Annotated in this window: 17 protein-coding genes; 4 read left to right on the top strand and 13 right to left on the bottom strand. The window is 62.5% G+C overall.

Translation table 11 applies throughout. The annotated features are described in order from the left end of the window. Nucleotides 1-12: 12 nt before the first annotated feature. The 5 genes from OPIT5_13820 to OPIT5_13800 are packed head-to-tail and all read right to left on the bottom strand — an operon-like array spanning nt 13 to nt 8192. Nucleotides 13-2700, bottom strand: a complete 2688-nt coding sequence (locus OPIT5_13820; protein AHF91123.1) for an ABC transporter substrate-binding protein — start codon at nt 2698-2700, stop codon at nt 13-15. Nucleotides 2701-2733: 33 nt separating this feature from the next. Beyond that, nucleotides 2734-4113, bottom strand: a complete 1380-nt coding sequence (locus OPIT5_13815) for an alpha,alpha-trehalase (GenBank protein AHF91122.1) — start codon at nt 4111-4113, stop codon at nt 2734-2736. 41 nt (nt 4114-4154) lie between these two features. After that, nucleotides 4155-4871 (bottom strand): N-terminal cleavage protein, encoded by a 717-nt coding sequence (locus OPIT5_13810; GenBank protein ID AHF91121.1) that lies wholly within the window; start codon nt 4869-4871, stop codon nt 4155-4157. Nucleotides 4872-4889: 18 nt separating this feature from the next. Further along, nucleotides 4890-5642 (bottom strand): hypothetical protein, encoded by a 753-nt coding sequence (locus tag OPIT5_13805; GenBank protein AHF94381.1) that lies wholly within the window; start codon nt 5640-5642, stop codon nt 4890-4892. A 15-nt stretch (nt 5643-5657) separates the two neighbouring features. Beyond that, nucleotides 5658-8192 carry a glycoside hydrolase family 42 gene (locus OPIT5_13800; protein AHF91120.1) on the bottom strand — a complete coding sequence of 845 codons (2535 nt, stop codon included), beginning with the start codon at nt 8190-8192 and terminating at the stop codon, nt 5658-5660. 219 nt (nt 8193-8411) lie between these two features. On the opposite strand from OPIT5_13800, the gene OPIT5_13795 reads away from it, so the two are divergent. Next, a complete protein-coding gene (locus OPIT5_13795) occupies nt 8412-9494 on the top strand; it encodes a hypothetical protein (protein AHF94380.1) in 1083 nt (360 codons plus the stop codon). Between the two features lie 58 nt (nt 9495-9552). Here OPIT5_13795 and OPIT5_13790 read toward each other — a convergent pair whose 3' ends face one another. The 8 genes from OPIT5_13790 to OPIT5_13755 all read right to left on the bottom strand — a co-directional run bounded on the left by OPIT5_13790 (nt 9553) and on the right by OPIT5_13755 (nt 19854). Continuing rightward, complete coding sequence (locus OPIT5_13790; GenBank protein ID AHF94379.1) at nt 9553-11277, bottom strand: hypothetical protein; 1725 nt, start codon at nt 11275-11277, stop codon at nt 9553-9555. Nucleotides 11278-11603: 326 nt separating this feature from the next. After that, entirely contained in the window at nt 11604-12029 is a 426-nt protein-coding gene (locus tag OPIT5_13785; GenBank protein AHF91119.1) for a twitching motility protein PilT, read from the bottom strand. 30 nt (nt 12030-12059) lie between these two features. Further along, nucleotides 12060-12263: a hypothetical protein gene (locus tag OPIT5_13780; protein AHF91118.1), complete on the bottom strand. Its 204-nt coding sequence runs from the start codon at nt 12261-12263 to the stop codon at nt 12060-12062. 23 nt (nt 12264-12286) lie between these two features. Then, nucleotides 12287-12382 (bottom strand): hypothetical protein, encoded by a 96-nt coding sequence (locus tag OPIT5_13775; GenBank protein AHF94378.1) that lies wholly within the window; start codon nt 12380-12382, stop codon nt 12287-12289. A 123-nt stretch (nt 12383-12505) separates the two neighbouring features. Beyond that, entirely contained in the window at nt 12506-13927 is a 1422-nt protein-coding gene (locus OPIT5_13770; protein ID AHF94377.1) for a hypothetical protein, read from the bottom strand. Nucleotides 13928-14018: 91 nt separating this feature from the next. After that, a complete protein-coding gene (locus tag OPIT5_13765; protein AHF91117.1) occupies nt 14019-17333 on the bottom strand; it encodes a Heparinase II/III family protein in 3315 nt (1104 codons plus the stop codon). A gap of 29 nt (nt 17334-17362) precedes the next feature. Next, nucleotides 17363-18118: a hypothetical protein gene (locus OPIT5_13760; GenBank protein AHF91116.1), complete on the bottom strand. Its 756-nt coding sequence runs from the start codon at nt 18116-18118 to the stop codon at nt 17363-17365. Between the two features lie 65 nt (nt 18119-18183). Next, complete coding sequence (locus OPIT5_13755) at nt 18184-19854, bottom strand: hypothetical protein (GenBank protein ID AHF91115.1); 1671 nt, start codon at nt 19852-19854, stop codon at nt 18184-18186. 163 nt (nt 19855-20017) lie between these two features. Here OPIT5_13755 and OPIT5_13750 point away from each other — a divergent pair, with 163 nt between their 5' ends. The 3 genes from OPIT5_13750 (at nt 20018) to OPIT5_13740 (ending at nt 24410) form a co-directional block, all read left to right on the top strand. Then, nucleotides 20018-21061, top strand: coding sequence for a LacI family transcriptional regulator (locus OPIT5_13750; protein ID AHF91114.1), 1044 nt, complete (start codon nt 20018-20020; stop codon nt 21059-21061). A 76-nt stretch (nt 21062-21137) separates the two neighbouring features. Then, nucleotides 21138-22946 (top strand): DEAD/DEAH box helicase, encoded by a 1809-nt coding sequence (locus OPIT5_13745; GenBank protein ID AHF91113.1) that lies wholly within the window; start codon nt 21138-21140, stop codon nt 22944-22946. A gap of 252 nt (nt 22947-23198) precedes the next feature. Further along, on the top strand, nt 23199-24410 hold the full coding sequence (locus OPIT5_13740) for an oxidoreductase (GenBank protein AHF91112.1): 1212 nt from the start codon (nt 23199-23201) through the stop codon (nt 24408-24410). Nucleotides 24411-24418: the final 8 nt, after the last annotated feature.

The following is a 24418-nucleotide window of genomic DNA, read 5'->3' as shown; positions in this document are numbered from 1 at the left end:
GCTTTTCAGTTTTCAGCTTTCAGCATTTTCCCTCATCGCCCGCATCACCGCCGCGCTGCCGACCAGCACCAGCACGAACATGACGACCGCGATGGCCGTCGCCCGCCCGATCTGGAATTCCTGGAACATCGTCGAGACCATCAACGTGCCCAGCGTATGCGACCCGCTCGCCGGGTCCTGCGACGTGAGCAGCCACACCAGTTCGAACGCGTTGAGTCCGCCGATCACCAGAAACACCGCCGAGATGACGAGCACCTCGCGTATCAGCGGCAGTGTTACCGAAAAAAACTGCCGCGCCGGCGACGCCCCGTCGATCTCCGCCGCCTCGTAAAGCTCCGCCGGGATCGACTCCATCGCCGCCAGGTAAAGCACCAGATTGAATCCGCACGCCATCCACAGGTAGATCGGGATCAGCGCCCCGTAGAGATGTCCCTGCGCCAGCCACGCGAACCCCTCGAACCCGAGAAACCATCCGGCGAGGGCATCCGGCGCGCCTGCCGCCGCCAGCCAGCGCCCGCATGCCACCAGCCCCGCGTTGACGATGCCGCCGCGCGGATCGTAGGCCGCCATCCACAACAACGTCGCCGCGACTCCGCCGAGCAGATTGGGAAACAGGAACACCACGCGAAACACCCGGGCGCCCCACACGCCGCGATGGATGAGCACCGCGAAAAACAACGCCGCCGGCACCACCACCAGCGCCGGCACCAGCATGAGGTAAAGATTGTTGCGTAATGCGAACCAGAATACGTCGCTCTCCAGCAGCAGCCATCTGAAATTGAACAGGCCGGCCCACGAGCGCTCGCCGAATCCGTCCCACCGCGTCAGCGCCCACGCCAGCGACACCACGCCCGGCGCGAGCACGAACGCCGCAAACAACAAAAACGCGGGTCCCACGAACCCGGCCGCAAAGCGCAACCGCAGATGCCCGAGAAAGCCTGGCGGGGCGGACATCCCGGAGCGGCGGCATTCCTGCCGCTGCGACGAGGCGCCACGCGCCTCGCCCTTTGTCGAAACATCTTGCGAATGCGCCATCCCGTTCAAATTCCCCGAATCGGGCGACGCTTTGCGTCGTCGCAGCGGCAGGAATGCCGCCGCTCCAGACTTGCGCCCCCTCTGCCTTTGCCACCTTTTCGGCCACCCCCCTCCCCACCCGATCCACCCCGCCAGCCCCGCCACCAACAACAAAAGCCCCGCCGCCGCCCACCCGTGCCGCACCTCCACACGATCCGGATCGGCCAGCCGCGCCCGCTCGGTCGCCGCCGCAGCCTCCAGCCGCTCGCCAAACTCCTCCGGAGTGATCCGCCCCGTCATCAGCCGGTAACGCGCATCGGTCAGCGCCTGATTCATCATCGCCTGAAATGCCGCGCTCGTGGCCGGCGCCGCGTCAAAACTCCCCGCGCCCGACGTCGCCGCGTGCTCGATCAGGACCGCCGTGTCGCGCATCCACGGCGAATAATCCTCCGCCCGCACCGCACGCAACGCCACCGGCGAATCGATCTGGCGGGCGAATCGCCGCGCCACCTCGCGCGACGTCAGGTAACGGAAAAAATCGACCGCCGCCCGCTCCCGTTCCGGATCTCCCGTTTTGAACAAAAAATAATACCCGCTCTGCGCCTGCAACGTATCCGCCCCTGATTGTGGCGCGGGCGTCCCGCCCGCGCCCCTTTCCGCCTCCGCAAACACCGGAAAGTTCATCACCCCCAACCCGAACCCTTCCGGCAGCCGCCCGCGCATTTCGTTGACGAACCATGAGGCCGACACCGCCATCGCCGCCCGTCCCTCGATAAATTCGAGCTGGGCGGCCGTATGCGACATCCCCTCCCAGCCGCGCACCAGGTAGCGCGTCGAAACACGCTGCAACACCCCGGCCGCCCGGACAAAACGCGGATCACTCCGCGCCCCCGGCGCGAGTTCCAGATACGCGCGATACCCGTCCGGTCCGACAAGGTTGTAATGCGCCGCTCGCAGAAATGCGTCGCCGTAACGCATGAAAACACCGGGCAGCGCGACCGGCGCGATGCCGGCTGCCTCGATCTTTTCGCATAGCGCGAAAAACTCGTCCCAGGTTTGCGCCGGTTCCCAGCCATGCTCGCGGAAAAGCTGTTTGTTGTAAAACAGCGTCCAGACCGCGTGGGCAAACGGCAGGCCGTAAACGGAAGAGGAGTTCAGGGTTTGGGGTTTGGAGTCTAGAGTTTCGGACGGCGAAGCCGCATCCCCGCTCGCAGCATTTCCCGATCCTGAACCCTGTACTCCGAACTCCGAACCGCGGACGCTGGACGATGCTTGCACCGTCCAGCGTCCGAGCACGTCGGGCAAAAACGTGTCGCGCCAGCGCGCATCGCCTTCCCAGTTCGGCCCGTCGAGGTACGGCGCGAGATCGAGAATCCGGCCGGCGGCGATCAGATTCGGATACAGCAGCACCGCATCCGTCGCGTCCGGGTAGTCCCCCGCCATCACACGAATGCGCACCTTGTCGCTGATCCTCGGATCGCCGTGCAGCCGCACGCGCACGCCCGGCCGCAACGCCTCGAACTCGCGCGCCACCTGTTCAAAAAACGCCGCCCCGTATCCGGCCACCAGCACCGGAACATCGAGCACCACGTCCTCCGTCCGCGTCGCCGCGTCCGCGCGCGCGACCGCGCTGCTCCACGCGAGCGCTCCGCAGACACAGATAACAACGGCAACCAGGCGAACCATGCCCGCCGGTTGTGTGCGTTGTCCGCCCCGGCATCAATCCACAAGCGCAGACGGGAAAAAGGAGGTCGCGGCATCAATATCGCCGGAGGCCACCCGATGGCACAACAGCCAGGCGCCCGCCGACCAGCCCATCATGCTCGGCATAGGATACTCGTCGCGCACGTCGATGTCACCGGTGAGGGCGTTGTACTTTTCCCAGAGTTTTCCGGTCCGTTCAAAAACGCGCTCGCCGGTCCGCGCCCATTTCCGGGCGAGGCGACAGGCGTCGGCCTCGAGCCCGTATCGCAGCAGACCGAGCACCGCCGCCGCCTGGAGTGGCGGCCACGCGTTGGGAGAATCCCATTGCAGACCGGGCGCATCGCCGGAAGCCGGACAGGTTGTCCGAAGGGCATGACCGGTTTCGAGCGCGGCGAGAAGACGTCCCGCGGTCGCGACGGCCTGGGCCGGCGTGGCGACACCCGCCCAGAGCGGATAAAACGAGGCGGCGGTCAGTGCCGGAGAAAGGCGGTCGCCGGCCATGTCGCGATCGACAAATGCACCGGCCTCCGGGCACCAGAGGACGGCGTTCATGTGTTCGCGGCGTGATACGGCCCGGGTTGTCCAGAGCGCGGCGGCAGCCTCGTCTCCCGTGCGGCGGGCGAGGTCGGCACAGACGGTTTCGTGGGCAAAAAGAAGCGCGTTCAGGTCAACCGGCAGGTGATCCATGCAGCGTCCGCCGAAACGCGTGGTAAAATCCCAGCCGCTCTCGGCCTCCGCAAGGTGATGGGCGATGGCGACGAGCCGCGCCTGCGGATCGTCGGGCCAGGGAGGCACGCGGCCGGCGATCATTTCGCCGAAGGCGGCCAGTTCTTCAGGATGGGCGTGGTGGCCGTAGCGGTTGAGGCCGCGATATCGCAAATCGGGAGCCGCGCGAAGCGTCGACCAGAACGCATATTCGGCGGTCAACGCCTCGAGATGGGCGGCGAGACCGTCGGGCGAAAGCGCGCCGGGCGCGGCGGACACGAGCATGGAAACGACGAGCGCGTAGTGCGGGGGCTGGCTGCGGAAAAGTTGTCCGGCTTCGTACTGGTTGGGGACATACCCGAGGCGGTTGACGAGCCAGCGCATGTTTTCGGCGACATCGACCACTTCGCGGATGCGGCCCTGGAGGAGGAGGCCGATGCTGGCGTAGCAAGAATCCCAGTAAAAGAAGGAGCGGAAGCCTTCGTCCGCGCAGGGGACAACGAAGGGCCGAGGGAGCGATGCCAGGCCAAGGGTCGCCGGATCGGTGGGGGTGGCGGCGGGGATGCGCAGAGTGCACTCCCACTCGGTGGCGATAAAGCGTTCAAGCCTGGCGGACGCCGGAGTGGTGGAGAGATGCGGGGCGGGGGGAATGACGGTGGTGGCGGACGGTTCGTCGATGGTGAGTTGCATGAACAGGGGCCGGGTGGCGGTGGCAGGAGATGTGGGGTGAGTTATTCGCGGAGGGTGTCGAATTCGTTAAAGACTGCCAGGTACTCGCTGGTGTTCATCGAACTGTACACCTTGCGCGCAAGCGGACCTCCCTTGGCCCAGCGGACGGAGCCGTTGCCGAAAGCGATATTGAAGCCCTGGCTGCCGTTGACGGGTTTGCTCGATCCCTCAAGGCCCCGGGGGAAATAATCGGTATAGATGACCTTGTCGATATACTCGGCGTGACGGAGGATTTTGCTGGCGGGAGTGCCGGGCCAGTAATTGGGGGTAAGGCGTGTGGCGAACGAACTGTTGATGTTGGTGTTTCCCCTGCCCGCCCATCCGTTGGCCCAGTTGTCCGGTTTGTATCCACGGGCATCATTCGCATCCCAGGTGGGATTGTAGAATACCCCGGGATCGGTAATGATGCCCTCCTCGAGGAGATGGCCGAGGTTGCGGATCTCCTTGTCACAATAAAGCCATGCCGAGTTGTAAACGGCGCTCGTGATACTGACCGGGGGAAGCTCCCCTTTGTGATCGGTGGCATAGATGAGGGCACCCTGCACACAGGCGCGGAGGTTGCTGCGGCCGACGGCGATTTTGGCCTGCAGGCGGACACGGCTGACAGCCGGGATGAGAATCCCGGCCAGGATGCCGATGATGGTAATGACGGTGAGCAGTTCGACGAGCGTGAAAGCGCGCCGGCTGACGACGATGGAGCGAGGGGCAGAGAGGTTCATGGCGGGGAGTCGGGTTGGTTACAATGATGGCGCGGCGGAAGTGAAGGTGACATCGACATCGGCGAGTTGCACGGAGCCGCGCAGGCCGTTGGCGGCGGTGAAGGCCACGCGGTCGAAGATGGAAGGCGGAGTCTCCGCGGTGTCGATGACACCTTGCTCGACAGAGTAGGCCGTGTCGTCGTTGGCGGCGTCTTTCAGGGTCCAGGTGACGAACGTGCCACGCCCGGTTTTTTTGAGCGTGAGGGTCAGCGTGTAGATGACGGTGTCGTTTTTTTCGTAAAGGGCATCGAGGTTCCGGACGGTGGCTTTGGTGCCGAGCTTTACGGCGCCCTTGCCTCCGGCCCATCCCCCGCCGGTGCGGCTCCAGATTTCGTGGCTGGCGGCGCGGCGGGTGCCGCCGGCGATGATCGTGTAACCCGCCCAGTCCCGGGTGTCGGCAATGTCGTCGCCGATGGGGCTGAACAGGCCGAATCGGAACTGGCCGCCGCCGGGAGCTTCGGCAAAGCGGAAGGTCACCTTGGCCGTAAGCACAAGTTCGTCGCCGGCCTGGGCCAGCCTGTAGATTTTCGGCAGGAGGGCGTAGGCCGTCGAGTTGACCGGGAGCAGGGGAGAGGCGGTGGTGAGCCCGGAAGGCGCGCCCTGCTGGATCGTCCAGGGCGAAACAGGCGTGGCGCGCAGGAGGGCCATCGGGGCGAACAGGACGGCGGTCAGCAAGACGATTGCTGCGAGATGTCGCCGGAAGGCGAACCCGGGAAGGATGGAGGTTTTCATGGCGTGTGGTTGTTTTTATTTGGCGATGAGGTCGGGACCGAGTGTGCGGTCCAGTTTCCGGTGGGCGGCGGCAAGACCTTCGAGGTAGTCGCGGTACGGTTGCCCGTCGGGGCTGACCATGCCCCAGTTGGCACGCTCGCCTTCGGTGGAATCCATCCAGCCAAAGGGAACCAGGCCGACGATGAAGGGGCATTCGCGGAGGAGTTGATCGAGGATTTTTCCGTACTCCTCGCCGCGGCGCTTCTGCGTGGCGAGCTTGGCCGTGGGGCTGGGAACGCCGGAATCGAGGGATTGTATCCCAAATTCGGTTACAATCACCGGCTTTCCGGTGACGCGGTGCGCGAGCTTCATGCGGTCAAGCTGGATGTCGGTGTATTCGCCGGTGTCCCAGCGGTCCATGGGGTAGGCGTTCCAGGCGATGATGTCGTAGTCTTTCCACGCGGCGAGGACTTCGGCGGTGGCGCCGCCCATGAAGCGGTTGCTGGCAACGAGCTTGCCGGGCATGGTGCGGCGGACTTCGGCGAGGACGCAGTCGGCAAACTCCTTTACCGTGAGCATGGCGAAATCGTAATAGTCGCGCTCCATCGCGGGGGCGCCGGCGGCGGGGGATTTTTTAGTGTGGTTGAGTCCCGTGGATTTTTCGCGAGGGGGGGCGGGTTTTTTGACAAGAATGTCGTCGAAGCCGGCGAGTTTTTTTGAGGGTTCGTTTGCGGCGGCATGGGCGGCGGAGCCGAACCAGGCGCGGTTGAGGTCGTCGATGGTGCGGTAACGGGTGCGGAGCCAGGTGACGAATTTTTTGCCGGCGGCGTCGGAAAATGCGTCGCCGGTGATGGAGGCGCAGTGGAGGGCGCCGTCGAGGTCGAGTTCGTTGTCGATGAATACGCCGGTGACGGCCTGGTCTTTCCATTCGGCGGCGGTTTTTTCGAGGTAGGCGGTGAGGTTGGCGCGCCAGGTGGGGTCGAAGGGGTCGGGCATTTTGGATTGTCTGCCGTCGTTGGCGCGGAGGCGGGGACCGCCGGCGCGCATCGCGATGTCGAGGTTGCGGAAGGAGGGCATGCCGAGCGTCTCGCCGTGCTGGTAGTGCGCAGCGTGCAGGGAGACGGCGAGGGTGTTGAATCCGAGGCGGCGCATGGCGGCGACGTCGTGCGCCGCCCAGGCGGCTTCGGTTTCCCAGGTGTTGTAGAGGTGTTTGGAATATCGATACGCCCAGCGCGGGAGAATCATGTCGGTCTGGGCGGCGAGGAGGAAAAAAGGCGCGCCGGCCGGATCGACGAGGCTCCAGCGCGGGCCGAGGTTGCGTGCGCTCCACGCGCCGGGAACGATGCGCGGGCGCAGGGCGGCCGCAGTGTGCTCCACTGGCGGGAAATCGGCGAGAGGAGCGGCGACGTAGTTCCGGGTATCCCACGGCCTGGGGACGAGCAGGGGAAAGATGTCCACGGCGCGATTGAACCTGCCGGCTTCTTTGGCAGGGAGACTGCCGAGATCCTCGACCGGGGCGCCGCCGCCGGATGGCACGACCGTGGCCCAGGAGGCATCGCTGACAACAACATGGCGATGGTCGCCCTCCTGCCAGCCGAACGCGAGCACGAGTTCGGGCGCGAGGGTTTGCGAGGTGATCGCAACCCGGAGAAGGTTCCTGCCCGGGACGAGGTATTCGCCGACGGGGATTTCCTTCGCAAGAGCCATGAAGCGGCCGCCGCTCGGCCAGCGCGCGGTGTCGACGGCGTTGTCGCCGCCGCGGCCGGCTTCGCGGCCGTTGACGGTGAGCACGAAATCCCCGTCGGCCATGAGCTGGCACCAGGCATCCGCATCCACGGCGCCGATCTCGATCTCCCGGGTAAAGACCTGCGGCGCCTCGGGATGGCGCGAGCGAATGACACGGGGGACGGGAAGTGGCATGGCGGGGCGGCGGGTAATGGCGAGGCGAGCGATCTCGACGTCGATGCCGCCGCCGCTGGTGAACGTAAGCGTGGGGTCGGTGATGGAGCGCAGGCTTTGCAGGCGCCAGAGGTCGCCGCCGACCATGTCGGCAAAGTCGATGGAAACGCGGGTCCAGCGTCCCTTGCCGATGGCGCGGGTGGCCTTGTAGCGCTGTTTTTCGTTGGTGGTGAAGGAGCGGAGCGCGGAATGTTCGGGGACGTAATAGTCGAGAGTGAGTGTGGCGCCCTCGATCGGATATTCGCCGGGAAGGTAGAGGATGGCCCACTTCCCGTCCGTAGTGATTTTGTGGACACGGGAAACATCGGGCCGCGCCAAGGTCGGGGCGGTGATTTTCTGGCTGACACCGCGAGAGAGGCGCAGGGGTAGGGCCGCGGCGGCGGCAGGGTCATACTCGGCGAGCGTCAGGGTTTCGGCGATGTTGACCGAACGCGGTTCGCCGGGGGCCGGAGCACTTCTGGCGTTGGCGTCGATGTCCTGGACAGCCGCCACCTGGGCGGCGGCAGGCACGGCGACGCCGGCGAGCAGGAAGAACGCGAGCGCAGGCAGGGCGGGTCGTGAAAAGACAAACCCGGATGCGGGAGCGGACGGATGACGGAACGGGTCGGACATGGTGGAAAGGGGTGTAAGGAAATTCGTTAGTTACGCGGGTAAGTTACGGCGATGTTTTCGGGTGGCAGGCGAATCGTGTCAACCCCTTTGTCGGAAAAAGGGCAGAGCGGGATGCCAGCCTCTGAAAATATCCGGCCTGCGGGAGGAGAACAAATACGCCGACGGCTGCGTTTTGTGCGTGCTCCGGCGCGTAAGCTGTGGGATAGCATCTTCCGTTTTATGCGCAGCCAGAAAGTAACCATGCAGACCCTGGCCGATGAGCTCAAGATCTCGCGGGCCACGGTGAGCTATGTGCTGGCCGGCCAGGCCCGGCAGAAAAAGATCCCGCCGGAAACGGAGGCGCGGATTCGCGAGGCCGCGTGGAAACACCGGTTTGTCCCCAACTACTGGGCGCGCAGCCTGGCACGGCAGGACAGATCGGGCGTGGGGTTGCTGTTTCCCGATGCGACGATGAACGCGACGCAGGATATCGTGGCAGGCATCCAGTCGGTGCTGGAGAAGGCCCGGGAGGCCAGCCCGGGAACCGGCACGGACGGGATTGCGACGGCACATGGCAGTTTTCTGTCCATCACCTGCTGGGACGCGGAGCGGGAACGGGCGGAACTGGACGCGCTGCTGGGCAAGCGGATCGCGGGGCTGATCTGCCTGCCGGGGCTGGCCAACGCCGCGCATTATCTGGCGCTGCGCAAGAACCGCTTTCCGATGGTTTACGTGACGGACAAGCTGGATGGCGACGACGAGTATTTCGTGATGATCGACGGGGCGGACGCGGTTCACAAAATATTCGATCACCTCGAAAGTCTCGGCCACCGGCGGATAGTGGTGATCGGCCCGGACGGAGCCAGTCCGACGACGGAAGAGCGCTACGCGGCGGTGCGGGTGAGGCTGGAAAGGCTGGGCGTGGCTGCGAGCGAGGGCCTCGTATCGGGGAAAACAGGACAGGAAGAGACGATCTTCGCGGCGGTGGATCGCGTGCTGGGGAGGCCGGCGGAGCGGCGTCCCACGGCCATCCTGGGGATCAATGACACCGTGGCCTACCAGATCATGCACCAGGTGATGAGCCACGGTTTGACGCCGGGGAAAGAGATTTCGCTGGCGGGCATCGGAGACATGCAGATGAGCCGCTACCAGATGGTGAGCCTGACGACGGTGCAGGAACGGCGCTACGAATTCGGGCGGATCGCGGCGACGTTGCTGCTCGACCAGATCAACGGCGCGGAGCTTGGCGAGGGCGCCGCCACGGGGTTGCGGATCAAGGGGGAACTGGTGGTGCGGCGGAGCTCAGGCGCGGTTCCCCAATAAAAATTTCCCCCCTCCCCCCCCGCTTGATCCAGGGGGAGGGGGCGCTCAACGGGGGAGATTAGCGGTTGCGCTGACGGCGGAGAGCGACGACGGCAAGGGTCAAAAAGCCCAGAATCAATCCGAAAGCGGCGGGCTCGGGAACGGCGGCGGCAACAAAACTCAGTTCGCCTCCGGTGAGATCAAACGCCCATGTGCCGAGCGCATTGGTCAGTGAGTAGGCGTTGGCGGCGGTCAGGGAAAACGTCTCGCCGGAATCGTTCCCGATATTCACCGCGAAGGTCGAGCCGTAGGTGACGGCGCTGCCCGTCACGGATACAAGCGTCACCGAGGTGTCGCCGGTCGGGAGCAGGGAGCCGAAATTCACGTTGAATATACCGTCCACGACGACCGTGCCGGTGGTGGAGAGCTGGAGCTGATTGCCTTTCGCAACGTCGAAGACCAGCGCGCCGGTGCTCGCAAGGGTGAAGTTGCCGGCGCTGATCACGGTGTTGCCGGTGTAGGTGTTGGCCCCCGCGAGGGTGAGGGAGGAATCGGCGCTGGTCTGGCTGACGCCAGTGACGTTGCTGCCGATGACGGCGTTGATCACGGTGCCCGCCAAAGTGCCCGCGCCCTTCGTTCCGGAGGTGATGATGAGTGCGCCGGTGTGGTTGACAGCGGCGCCGCTGATCACGATGCGCGAAGTCGCGGCGGCGGCGGTAGGGCCACTCACAAAAGTCGTCACATCGCCCGTGCCCGTGATGCCGCCGGTAATGGTCAGCGTGCTGCCGTTGTTGTTCTGGCTGGCAAGGGTAAGGCTGGCGTTGTTCAGCGTGATCGCGCCGGAAAACGTCGGGCTGTAGCTGCTGACGCCGAGAGTATTCGTGCCGGTGCCGACGACCTGAATGGCATTGGTAATTGCGTCGGCAAAGGCGGTGGAACCAGTGCCGTTGGCGTAGAGGGTGGCGTCGATCCCCGCCTTGGCGCTGTCTCCGAGGGTGATCGTGCCGGTGCCGACCGAGGTGCTTTGTCCGAAGCGGACCGTGCCCGACTTGATGGTCAACCCGCCAGTGAAACTGTTGTTTCCGTTCAGGGACTGGACTTTGTTCGATGTGTTCGTGCCATCGCCCATCGTGACGGACAGGTTGCCGCTCAGTGTGCCGGCAAAGGTGGAGTCGGCGTTGCGCGAGTCGATAACCACGCTGGCCGCCGTCGCGCCGGAGTTGGTGATGGTCCCGGAGCCGCGCAGACCGGAGAGCGTCAGCGTGGTGGCGTTCAGGTCAACGGTGCCGCCCGCGACGTTCAGATATACTTTCAGGGAACGCGACGCAACGTCGCTACCGAAACGCACCGTGCCGGTGTTGGTGGCGTCGCCAACGGTGAGCGTCCACACCGGATTGGAGCCGTTGGTGTCAATGGAGGCAGCGTTGCCGTTGATATCAAGCGTGCCTCCTGTGCCAACCAGCCAGGTCTGGGTGGCGGCGACCTGAATGGCCGACGCGAGCGTTATCTCGCCGGAGGTCACGGCAGAGGCGTCCACGCCGCTGGAGCCGATCTTGAGCGTTCCTCCACTGATCTGCCAGCCGGTCGAGCCGAAGAGAAGTCCACCAATGCTGCGGGTGCCCGAGATGACCGGCTGGTTTGCCGTCAGCGTGCCGGTGAAGCTGGCGATGTCGGTGGAGATGTGGTCGGCCGGCGCGACGTTGCCGGACCAGTTGGCGTTGTCCGCGAAGCCGGTTCCACTTACGCCCGTCCATTGAATGTCATCGGCGGGGAGCAAGTGCGACAGAAACACACCGGCAAACATGGTAGATACAGAAGATATTGTTTTTAAAATAAAAGCATAAGAATGCTTCGGATATGGGGAGGAGTTTTTATGCATGACGATGACGATCATGGCGGGTCGAAAATGCATCTGTCAATCTAATTAACTTACGCGCATAAGTCATTTCAGAGGAAACAGGGCGATAAACAGCAGCGCCAGCAGGGGTATCCGGCCGGCCGAGGCCCGCCCCTCGTGAGATCACACTGACCGGTCATCCGCTTCTCCGGGGCAGTCTGGTCAACATGTTTGCCCAACCGACTGCGATCCCCCCCCGCATCTCCCGGGCCGGGTTTTTCCTCCCCGCGTCCTCAGTCTTTGTCCTCGGGTGCGAAGGTGCCGCCATAGCCGGGCTGATAGACAAAGGCGCCGCCAAGCCCGCTCAACGTGGCAAAATGAGCGTCGCGCCCATAAAGCCGCCATCCGCGCGCCGCCGCCGTGGCCGAAATCAGATAATCGTTCCAGGGCAACGTGTGACCGGCATCACGCGCACGCCAGCCAAGCGCCTTGGCCGCCTCCCAGTCGGACTCGTTGCACGCGACGTAAGGAATGCAGGAAAAAAAGCTTTCCAGCGCGCGTCGTTCCTCGCGCCGCGCGCCGCCCAGCACCTCCAGTTTTACGGGCGAGCACCAGGCCGCCTCATACTCGTCAAGCAAGGCGCGCAGGGCGAGCTTGGCCATCAGGTCGCCCTGGCGCCGCGCAGCTTCAATCCAGATCGAGGAATCCACCAACACCATGGCGTTTTGTTCTCCGTGTATGTTTTCAGGTCAGAAGCCTTGCCGCTCGGTCTCCTCTGTCGGCGCCGGATAATCGAAGGCGCCTTCCATCAGCAGACGCCCGAATTCGCGGGCTTTCCTGCGTTTGAGAAACTCTTCGACGGCCTGCGCGACCGCCGGACCTTTTTTCCGCTCGTTCGTTGCCGCCAAAAGCTCTTCCAGCGTCTGGTCGTCTATGTCCACTGTGATTTTCATGCAGGCAATTTCGGCTAAAATCCTTAAATTTGCAATGATAATTCCTCAAAAAATGTTTTTTTCACCATATATTTCTTACTTTCAAGGGAAAATTTGGCCAAAAAATCCTGATCGAACAAAGCTGAAGCACCTAAATCCCAAGTGGCTCGATCTGGATTCAGTGAAAAGTAGTGTGTCACAGGCACCGCATCTTTATTGCATTCGCTGTTATGCGGGCGTCCGGGAAACGACGTCAGCCGGTATCAACTGCTGCCGGACATGCCGGCGGCGAGGCGCTTGAGGCGATCGATGGCGAGGAGGAGCGCGCGGGTTTCGTGGTAGGCGGCTTTCCATTGCCAGCCTTTTGCCGATCCGGGACCAGGAATGAGCGTGCCGTCGGCGGCAACTTCACGATACCAGCCGCCGTAGCGCGGATCAATGAGGTGGTTTTGAATAAAACGCCATTGTTCGACGAAGCGGGTCCAGTAAACGGGATTGTTTTCGGGGAGGCCGTAACGTTCGTGGAGAAGCAGCAGGGTATTCAGGTTTTCGAACTGGACCCACCAGATTTTCACGAACGGCGGAGTGGGTCCATAGAGGGTGCTGCCGGTATTGAAAAGGCCGCCGTTTTCGGGATCCCATCCAACACGCAAGGCGTGATCGACAAACGAGCGTCCTGCACGCCAGATGGCAGGATCGTCGGGGCGACCGAGCGCGGCGGCGGCATCGGCAAGCAGAAACGTAGTCTCGACGTCGTGACCGAAGGAAATGGGCGCGGGGATGACCTTCCAGTCGGCGGTAAAATTCATGTATTGGGTGCCGGGCCAGGCATGGATGCGGGTCAGCATGATATGGAGAAGCTCGTCCATACGGGCACGGAGGCGGGCATCGGGCCACACGCGGTAAAGTTCGGTGAAAGCCTCGAGAAGGTGAAGCTGGGTGTTCATCGACTTGCAGCCGAAGGGAGTGCCGACGGTGTCGACGAGGGGGATATCGTACGGTGTGGTAGCCGGTTCACGGACGGGAAGGGGTGTGCCGTCGAGATCGAGGGCGTCGAAATAACCGCCGTTGACGGAATCGTGCGCATGTTGCTCCAGCCAGTGAAAGGTGGCGATGGCCTTGTCCCGAAGCGCCGGGTCATCGAGCGCAGCGGAAGCGGCGGCGAGGGCATAGATGGCAAAGGCGTTGCCGTAGGAATGCTTGGGCTGCCTGAAGCGAGGGCTCCCGGATGGAAGAGGATGCTCCCACAGGAAGCCGCCATGCCTGGAATCCCACATGTGGAGAAGGAAATCAGCGCCGTGACGGACGATCGGACGGCAACGGTCGGCGAGGTCGGGACGGTGGAGAACAACCTGCGCCGCCACCCAGGTCATGCGTGATTGAAAAACGACGGTCTTCGGCTGACGACTGGCGGGGGCAGGAGTCCAATCGCGGTCAAAAGTGCAAAGGAAGCCGCCACGGTCGTTGTCGATGCAACGGGGAAACCACGAATCGAGAACATGGATACGAAGAGTGCCATCGAGCTCGGCGGCAAGTTCACGCAAAATCGCAGGGGAGGGATTGACCATGAATGCGGAGTCGGAGGCGCGTGATGGAGACGAAGAAAACAAGACGTTCACAAGCGCGATCACGGCGGAGAACGAAAGAAGAGGGCGGGAGACATGCAGGAAATGCCGTGTGACCATGAAAGCGTGCAGCCTCGGGGATGAGGTATTGGAGAGACGTTGCGAAGAATGAGCGCGGAAAGGGAAAAAAAGGCGGCCGGCGAAGCGCCGGTTACTCACGGACGAGAGTGATTTTCTCCTTGGGAGCAGAAGGCGCATGAACCCGGAGTTGCCGTCCGTCAGCAAGCGTGATGCGGGTGTCGGTGGCATTGATTGCGGCAACGGCCTTTACGGGGTTTTCTTCGCCGGGCCGGAGCGGGTACAGGAGCGTGAGAAACGTCTGTATTCCGGAGCCGCCCCGGGTGTGCGTGACCGTGGTGGCGGGAACGTACTGCGGATCCATGTCCTTGCGCACATGCCAGCCGAGCAACTCGGGCTCGGTCTGTGCGGAGACGGCGCGGACGGAGAGTTCCCGTGTATCCAGAGGAATGACCGCCAGATTGGAGAGGCCGGGCTCGGCCGTCGTCACCGCCTGGGTTGAGGGATCGACAACTGTCCTGGTGGGGAGCAGGTGCCAGCGCGCCTCGTAGGAGTGACTGCGCGTGTCCGCCGGATCGGTGGGGACCAGCGTGTCGGCAACGATGACCAGGTCCGGCTTGGAAAAGAGAATACGACGGGTGTGTGTGACCGGGCCACGCGGTTGCTGCTCGGCCCACATGCCAGCTTTGGAAAACGCATCGTCGTAGGTTGCGGCGGCGAAATCGTAATCGCCGGTGCTTTCCCACACGGCATCGACCGGTTTACGGGCGACATTTGCCTCGCGATCACGCAACTGCCTGCGCTGGGGCATTCCATCCACGAGGATGATGTTGTGCGAAAACGCATCGGTGGCATATTGGCGCCATTTGCTGTCCTCGTAGGAACCGCCTCCGCCATCGAAAAGGATTTCGCGTCCGTAAACCCAGAATACGAGATTGAGCTTGTCCTGATGCGAGTGGGCATAGCCGGGAAGCCCAACGTCAAAGGCAAGGTAGTTGGCATCGGTTTCCCATCCTGAACGCATGACAAAATACCCTGCATAGGGAAACGCGTGGGATGTTTTCGAGGGCGGATGACCGACTGCGCCATCGGTGGCAATCCATGCCCAGTCTTTCCGTTCCGGGAAAAAGAGGAGACCGTTATTGAGCACGTTGGACAACCAGGTGATGGGCCAGGAATCATTGAAGCGCGGCTCGGATCTATCGGGCGTCATGAGATACACCAGGTAATCGTACCCTTTCTCCATGTTCTTGATGTAGTCGGCAGGGATTTCATTCAGGCGGCCGGTTGCCCGGGCCAGCCTCGGAATTGCCATGCCATTCTCGTCCAACGATACGATGTGATAACCGGGAGCGAGTTCGTACTGTGCGCCATCCGGGAGGAATTGGCGGGAGATGCTGGCGTGCATTGTATCGATAGCGGAACGCCGCCAATCGGCGGCGTCTTTGAACTCCGGAAACATGGTTCCGATGGTGTGGAGTCCGCACATTTCCATGGTAAGCCAGTTGCCCCAGCCAGAAGGGAATTTTTTCAGGTAACGTGCATGTTGAAGATTTGAATACACATAAAGCAGCAGGTCTTCGTCGGTGACGGAGGGAGAACGCACAAAGGCCTGAAATGCGCGGGGCCACGCGTCACGCATGCGAATGCCACACTCGATGGTGCGCCAGGTGGAGTCTCGATAATTGGCGGCAGTTTCCGGAGGCGGGCACTGGGCCATGAACGAGCGAAACTGAATCGCCCAAGCCTTGGGATATTTCTCGTCGCCCGTGGCCCGATAGGCATTGGCCATGTCTCCCCAAAAGGACATGCGACAGAGCTGGTATTGCCATTCCTGGTTGTAGGCGAGACCGGGACGGTGGCGGGTTTCGTTGTGATACCAGTCGATGACATTGCCGGGAAAGGTGTGCCAGAGTTCGGCCAACCCGCTGGGCGTGATGCGTCCGATGGCCCCGCTGTTCGCACGTTCTTCCCGGTATTTGAAAGAGGGATCGGGATGGGCTGGATCGAAGGGGTCCAGAAGCCAATTTCCATGTGTTCTGGATCGCAAGTAAGCCGCGAATTTCGTGATCGCCGTATCCAACCTGGCGCGGCCAACCGCCTCCTTGACCCCCGCCAACTCCGGCAAATCCAGATTGAGCACGGAAAAGAGTTCGCGCTGGGTATCAGGAGCAAGAAGCTCCCTGGCCGGCGGGGCGGATGGCTTCGGCGCGGAGGAGGCGCCTGTCTGGCGGGACTCCGAAACCTTGCTCACCGGCACCGATGCGGCAACCTTCTCAAAAACGACGTCATCAAAATAAACAGCCCCCTGAGCCCGCCAGACAAAGAGCGTGGGAATGACCCGGGAAACATCGGGAGGAATCTTCACGACAACTTCCATCTTCGTCCACTCAACAGGAATGCTCGCGGAAGCCGGTGGTTCCAGGTTGCGCCCAACCCAATTGCCAAGCCCGACAAAATAATGTCCTTCAGGGACATCACGGCCGGCGGCATCCTTGAGCGTGAGGCGTAATGACACGCCTGCCGTTCCTGGAGCTACTTTTGTATCCGAATCGGCACGCACCCATACGGAAATTTTCCAATGTTCGCCCGCGGTCACTTTTACGACACTACTGCGGTGATGTATCCCATGACGGGCCGGGGATGCGGAATACAAGCGCGCTGCCTGTGTTCCGGAATGCGGGCGGTCAGAAGTGACGGTAAAACGGGCTTCCGCATTATGAGAATCAGCCGGGATGAAATGCGTCCACCCGGATGCACCCTCTTCAAACCCCAAATTTGGGGAGCCGGGTTTTGCACCTGAAAGATCGGCCAGCGCGCTCAATGGCGTATCGGAGGCGACTTTTTCAAAAACCACATCGTCAAAATAAACGGCCCCCTGAGCGCGCCACGCAAAGAATGACGGCGATGCCCAGGCCGCATCGGAAGGGATTTCGAGAACCACATCGATCTGGGTCCATTCCACAGGGAGCTTGCTGGCCGCCGGAGGCTGGCTATCCCGAGCCAGCCAGTTGCCAAGGCCTGCATAATAATGACCGCCGGGAGCATCTTTTTTGTCGGCGCCGGACAATGTCAGCCGAACAAGAAGACCAGGAGTGCCGCTCCGAACCTGGGTGTTTTCATCGGCGCGAACCCACGTGGAAAGACGATAGCGCTCACCCGGCGATACCGGAATGGCCGCCTGGCTCCCCTTGGCGCCAAACCCGTGGCGGGCCGGCTTCGCGGAGGAAAGACGGGCGGCGTAAGTACCGGAGTGCGGATTGTCCGTGACGATATCGAAAGCCGCTTCCGCATCCTTTGCCTCAGGCGGAATGGAGTGCGCCCATGCCTTTCCGCCCTGCTCAAAGCCGCCGTCAGGCAAGAGCGGCCGGGCGTCAGACGTAGTTCCACTTGAGATACAAATGCCGGCGACAAGAAGGGTGAACGCAAAAGGTTTGATGAGGGTCATGGCAATGATCGGGTGACAGGCGGAAGCGATTAGCGGAACTTAAACGCGTCGGGATCATTCCACGGCCAGGCGTTCGGATCGCAGACATTCTTTGCGGCCACATGCCAGTCACCAAAGAGCCAGACCGCCTTGTTCCCGAAATTGGGATTGGGACCGGAAGGATTTGTATTGCCCGTCCAGCCATACTTTTTGGCCTCATCCGTGGGATCTTCGTTGGAGGGGTTGGCGAAAAGGCGTGGACCACCATCTTCACCCGATGTCACGAGCACGGGGAATGTGCTGGGCGCAGTGAGTTGAGAGACATAAAAAACGGGTTCGCCCGTGGAATTCCCTCCATAGCCGCCAGCCCCGTCCGTTTTGCATTCGAGATTTTTGTTATAGGCAAACATGCCATCGTTGGCCTCCTGAAGCTCTCGTTTGTCAAAGCTGGGGCACTTGAAGTAGTTGCTCCGCCGAAGGATGTCGTCGCCACCAAGTCCGCTGAGAGCGGGATTGAGCCAGGGCACGAGAAGGATGTGATAGCGGGCCGACCCCGTATTGGCCGCCTGGACAAACGTGCCTTTATGATCTTCGGCGTAAAGTTGCATCGCTGTCCCGAGTTCCCGGAGACGCGAGATGCACTGAGCCTGACGAGCGGCTTCACGGACTTTGCCGACAGTGGGAATAAGAATGGCCGCCAGGATGCCGATGATGGCGATGACGGTCAGGAGTTCGATCAACGTGAAGCCATGCGATGATTTGCATGCCCTGACATGACGGGGGAAAAACGGGGATGTGGTAATCATGAGCTTTTGGGAAGAATGGGGTGATCGGATTGGAGTCAGCACAAGAGCCCTCCGAGATTGGCGAATCATTCGCGTGCCATGCGACGACGGGCAATGCCAAGCAGAAACGCACTCACTCCCATCAGAACGGCAAGCATTGCCGGCTCGGGCACGGCAGCCGTGATGGCAAGAGAACCGACAGATTGATCGAAGGAATACACCAGGCCATCCAGGGTGGCCGACCAGATGCCGCTATCGTTGACAAGCGCAAGGGCGTTAGTCCCGGAAAATGTCACGGATACGCTGTTCGCAGTTCCCGTCACGCTCGTGGTGAAGAAGGAGTATGTTTCTCCCCCGATCGGCGCGACTGCGAAGTCAAAGACAAGGTCTTTGGCCGTGAGCGAGATCGCATTGTCCGCCGCAATCTTCCCGTGACGGATGCCATCAACGCCAAAGGTGTAGGAAAGTGTAGTGACGGTGAAATTCTTCGCGTCAAATACACCGTCCGCCTGGATGACAAGGCCGCCGCGAATATCCAGGTCTGACGCAGCATCAATGATCCCTTTTTCGGCCACCACCTTGCCGATGGCGACGTTGGCATTGAGGAAACTCTTGTGGGCAGAATCGGCGGCGGCGTAAATGAAAGTGGAGGTGGCGTCCACGGTGCCGGATGCCTGGGTGCCAAGGGAGTTGGTCACGTTGTTGGCATGGGCAACAAGCGTGGTGTTGGCGCCGATGTTGACAGAAACATTGTCGTGCAGATTAAAGCGGAACGAATGCGCATCAATGACTCCGCCGCCGGACAGGTTCCAGGTCGTGGCGGTATTGCCATTGGGCCGGCCAGGTTCAAAACGCGCATTGCTTGCAGTGATATCGAAGGTATGCCCGTTGGTGTCTATGGTGTAGGCAACATTGCCCGACGCGGGACCGCCGGTAATAGTGGGCGCTCTTGTCGCAAGGTCGCTCTCCAGCTTGAGCGTGGAGGATGCTCCGGAATTTTGCTGATAGAACTGGATCTGGTCCACGTTGAGACCATCGCTGGTCACGCCGGTCGCACTGAGTGCCGTCACCTGGTTGCCTCCATAACGAATGAGAACTCTGCCGAGGCCAACTTCGCTGGTCAGCGCCTGCGGATTGGCAATGCTGCCAGCGGCATTCAAAACGACGGCGAGCGACGAAGGCAGAATGACGCTGGACCGGATGACGTTGGAACCTCCCTTGAGCCAGAGCTGAGGAGATGCAACCGATGAGGAGAGCGTGCCGCCGTTGAGGTTAAGGTTGCCTCCAATCAGAAGGCGAAAGTCACCGGTCACCGCGCCATATCCGCGATCCGCCACAGTGGAGGCCGCGCCAAAGTTGATGATGCCGCCGGAATTGAGCGTGAGTGCAGACGTGTTGTATTGGACGGAACCTTGGGCGGGATTGCTGTTTTTCCATGCCTGCTGGAGGTCGAACACACCGCCGTTGTCGATGACGAGCGGGCCGCCGGAAAGAGCAACCGGAACGTTGTTGGGATTGCCGGTGTTGGCCACGTAACCGCCGAGGCCAAGCGTATCGCCAGCGCCCAGCGTGAGGCCTCCGCCGCCAAGATCGTAGGTATTGACGACATGCGTCACCTCTCCGGAGGCGAGCTGACTTTCATTGGTGACAATGGTGGTGGCGGCGTGCGCGAAAGAAGCGAGGCAGCCGGCGGAGAAGAGGACGACGGCAGAAGGAATAAACAACGCAACGGGAGAGGGTTGTCGGGCGCATTTCATGGGATGTAGGGAGTTGATGTGCTTTTTGGGAGGCAGTTGGAGTGAACATCGGAAGGAGTCAGAGAATCATGGCGGAGGGGCAATGGATATGGCTTTCAACACGTTGAAAACATCATTGCCACTCCCCTCCCCCTCTCATAGCTTGTCATCCACTCTTTTCATTATGCCCCGCCCGCCGACCATCCGAGACATCGCCGCCGCCACGGGGCTGCACTACTCGACTGTGTCGCTCGCGCTGCGGCGCGATCCGCGCATCAAGACGGAAACAGTGAAGCGTGTTCAGGATATGGCAGGGCAGCTCGGTTATGTGGCGGACCCGTTATTTACTTCGCTGATGTCGCGCATCCGGGCGGGGCGGCACGAGCGGCATCGCGAGACGCTCGCCTATGTGACGTATCCGGGCAATACGTGCCCGCAGGGCTGGCGAAAAAATCATGCGTATCGGGGGTTCTATGACGGCGCGGTGGCGAAGGCGGAGTCGCTGGGTTGCAAACTTGAAGTGTTCGAGAGCGCGCAAATCATCGGGCACCGGTTGAATTCGATCCTGCGGGCGCGCGGCATTCGCGGAGTGGTTTTTACGACGGTTTTTGACACGCCGAAATCGGGAGAGATTTCATGGGACGGGCTGGCGGGAGTGCAGATCGAGCCTCACGTCCTGTTGCCGATGTTGCCGACGGTGAGCAACGACCAGACACAGACCGTGCGCGATGCTTATCTGCGCGTACGCGAGCTGGGCTATCGGCGCGTGGGACTGGCGATCGAAGCATCGTGGGATGCCTACATCGGACACACATGGCTGGCGGGTTATCTGACAGCGGCGCATGGCGTGCATGGCGTACCGGAGAGGGAGCGGCTGAAGCCGTTTATTTCGCGGGAGTGGAATGCGGAGGCGTTCGCGAAGTGGTTCAGGACCGAAAAACCGGACGTGATCCTGACGCTTGATCGTACCTTCGTGTGGCGCTGGCTGGCGGAGCTGGGACTTCGCGTGCCGCGTGACGTCGCCTATGTGGAACTCGACCTGCCGCCAGACGAGACCGCAGCGGAGGTGGCCGGGATGAGGCAAAGCCACGAGGCAGTGGGTGAGGCAGCCGTGAGCCTGGTGGTATCCCGGCTTTACCACAATGAAACGGGACCGGACAAAAACCGGATGATCACTCGCATCGAAGGCACCTGGTGCGACGGGGCGACTGCTCCGGGCAAGCGATAACAGCCCCGATTGCTACCGTCTCCCTTTTCCCTGTTTTTCTCCTCTCCATTTTTCATACTTCCGTCCATGCTGCCTCATGGAATCACGCAAATTTGCCGAACTCGGGCTGTCGCCGGAACTCCTCAAGGCCGTCGACAAGATGGGCTTTGAAGAGGCCTCGCCCATCCAGGCCGCCGTCATCCCGCTCCTGCTCGCCGGGCGCGATGTCGTCGGCCAGTCCTCCACCGGGTCCGGCAAGACCGCCGCCTTTGCCCTTCCCGCCATCGAACGCGTGGACCCCAAACTGAAAGCTGTCCAGGTGCTCATCCTCTGCCCGACACGCGAACTCGCCGTACAGGTCGCCGAAGAGGTCGGCAAGCTCGCCTTCTTCAAGCGCGGCATCATCGAAGTGCCCGTCTACGGCGGCCAGTCCTACGAACGCCAGTTCCGCGCCCTTGCCGCCGGCGCCCAGATTGTCATCGGCACGCCGGGGCGCGTCATGGACCACATGGAACGCGGCACGCTCAAGCTCGACCGCCTGAAGATGGTCATCCTCGACGAGTGCGACCGCATGCTCGACATGGGTTTCCGCGACGACATCGAACACATCCTCAAGGCCATGCCCGCCCAGAGGCAGTCGCTCTTTTTCTCGGCCACCATGCCGCGCGAAATCCGCGACATGATCAGCCGTTTCATCCCCGATCCCGCCTGGATCAAAATCGAGGCCAAGGAACAAAACGCACCGCAGGTCGACCAGGTTTATTTCGAGGTCGACCGCCGCTCCAAGATCGAGGTTCTCACCCGTCTCATCGACCTGCACGATTTCCGTTACGGGATCGTTTTCTGCTCCACCAAAATCATGGTCGACGAACTCGACGAACACCTGCACGCCCGCGGCTATGCCTGCGACCGCCTGCACGGCGACATCACGCAGGCCCAGCGCACCCGCACCATGGAAAAATTCAAGCGGCGCGGTTTCGAGTTCCTCATCGCCACCGACGTCGCCGCCCGCGGTCTCGACGTGGACGACCTCGAGGTCGTTTTCAATTTCGATCTCCCCAACGACGCCGAGGACTACACCCACCGTATCGGCCGCACCGGACGCGCCGGACGCAAGGGCAAGGCGTTCACCTTCGTTTCCGGCCGCGAACTCTGGAAGCTCCAGAGCATGGTGCGCTTCGCCCGGCTCGACATCCGCCGCGAGCGCGTCCCCTCGCTCGATCAGGTCGAGGAGGCGCGTGAAAACGTATTTTTCGAGAAACTGCGCTCCACGCTCGACGCGAAAAAATTCCGTCCGCAGGACCGCATCATCGACCGCCTCCTCGAACAGGGCTACCCGAGCACCGACATCATCTCCGCGCTGCTCCACATGATGCAGGGCGGCGATGGCGGCGGCCCAGCCGGAGATGCTTCCTCCGGGAACGCCAGGACCCTGCCCGGCAGTGCGGGAGATGCCGGCGTCAAACCTTCGCGCAAACCGGCTCCTTCCCGTCCTGCCGAAGCCCCCTTCTCCCCCCCTCCCCCCTCCGCCGCCGCTGCCCGGAGCCAGGCAGGAGCCTGGCGCTCCCGGGAAACCGACGACGACGATCCGGAATCGTCCGCCGCCCGCTCCCCGAAGACGAAATACGAACGCGCCCCGCGCACCGGCAACCAGCCCGGTTTCACCCCGGTGTTTTTCAATGTGGGCCGCAAGCAACTCGTCACGCCGGCGGACATTGTCGGGAAAATCGCCGGCGTCACCCGGTTGCCCGCGACCATCGTCGGCGCGATCGACATCCACCAGCGTCACACGCTCGCCGACGTCGCCGACGAACATGTCGATCTCGTCGTGAAAAAACTCGCCGGCATCCGGATCAAGGGCGAGTCGCTCGCCCCCATGCGCGCCAGCGACCAGCCGCGCGCCTGACCGGCGGCCGTGGCACGGCCATCCTGGCCGTGGACGGCACGAAGCGCCGCAAAGTGGCATGGGCTTCCAGCCCATGATTCCGGGGTGGCACGGGCATCCCTGCCCGCGCCACTTCTGCAGAGAGGCAACGTTCATGGGCAGGATGCCCCATGCCACCTCCCCTTCCGCGCCTGACCGGCGGCTGTATTCGGCCTTTCCGCAGGCGCGGGTTTTTGTTTCTGTCGTGGCTCACCCATCGCACCTCGTCCCGACATGAAACTCACCCGCAAACTTCGTTATGGCATGATTGGCGGCGGACGCGGCGCCTTTATCGGCGCGGTCCACCGGATGGCGGCGGCGCTCGACGGCGAGATCGAACTCGTCGCCGGCTGCTTCTCCGCCGATCCCGAAAAATCCCGCGCCTCCGGCGCCGACCTTCACCTCGCACCCGACCGCGTCTACACCGACTATGCTGAAATGGCCGCGCGCGAAGCCGCCCGCCCCGCCGGGGAACGGCTCGATTTCGTCAGCATCGTCACGCGCAACAACACGCACGCCGCCATCGCCGGCGCCTTCCTCAAGGCCGGGTTCAATGTCGTGTGCGAAAAACCGCTCGCCTTCAGCCTCGCCGAAGCGCGCAAGCTCCGCGACCTCGTGCGTCGCACGAAAAAAGTCTTTGTCCTGACGCACAACTACACCGGCTACCCCATGGTGAAGGAGGCGCGCGAAAAAGTCCGCGCCGGCGAACTGGGCGCCCTCCTCAAGGTCGTCGTCGAATACCCGCAGGGCTACGCCATCGGCGCCTTGCGGGAGGCGCAGGCGGCGGCGAACACCGCCGGCAGCTGTGCGAAGGCGAAAGCCAAAGCCGCCATCTCCGGCTGGCGCGCCGATCCCGCCGTGGCCGGCGCCTCCAACTGTATCGGCGATATCGGTACGCACGCGGAAAACCTCGCACGCTACATCACCGGCCTGGAGATCGAGAGCCTCTGTGCCGACCTCACCGCCTTCATCCCCGGCCGCACGCTCGATGACGACGGCAACTGCCTCCTTCGCTACCGGGGCGGCGCACGCGGCATTCTCTACGCCTCGCAGATTTCCAACGGCGAGGAGAACAACCTGAATATCCGCGTCTACGGCACCAAAGCCTCGCTCGAGTGGCACCAGGAGCATCCCAACGAACTCGTCGTCAAGGCCGCCGGCCATCCGGTGCAGGTCTGGCGACGCGGCAACAGTTACCTGAGCCCGGCCGCCCGCGCCGCCACGCGCCTGCCCTTCGGCCATCCCGAGGCGTTCATCGAAGCGTTTGCCAACGTCTACCGCGCCGCCGCCGAAGCCGTCGCGGACGAGGTGAGCGGTCGCAAGCCGCCGAAAGACGGCTATGATTTCCCGACGATCGACGACGGCGTCTACGGCATGGCGTTCATCGAGACCGCGGTGAAAAGCGCCCGCGCCGGCGCCAGGTGGACGCGGTTCCCGAAGGCCTGACCGGCCCC

The organism is Opitutaceae bacterium TAV5, from assembly GCA_000242935.3.
Taxonomy (GTDB): domain Bacteria; phylum Verrucomicrobiota; class Verrucomicrobiia; order Opitutales; family Opitutaceae; genus Geminisphaera.
The sequence above is the reverse complement of the archived record's forward strand: the minus strand, read 5'-3'. Positions and strand labels throughout refer to the sequence as shown.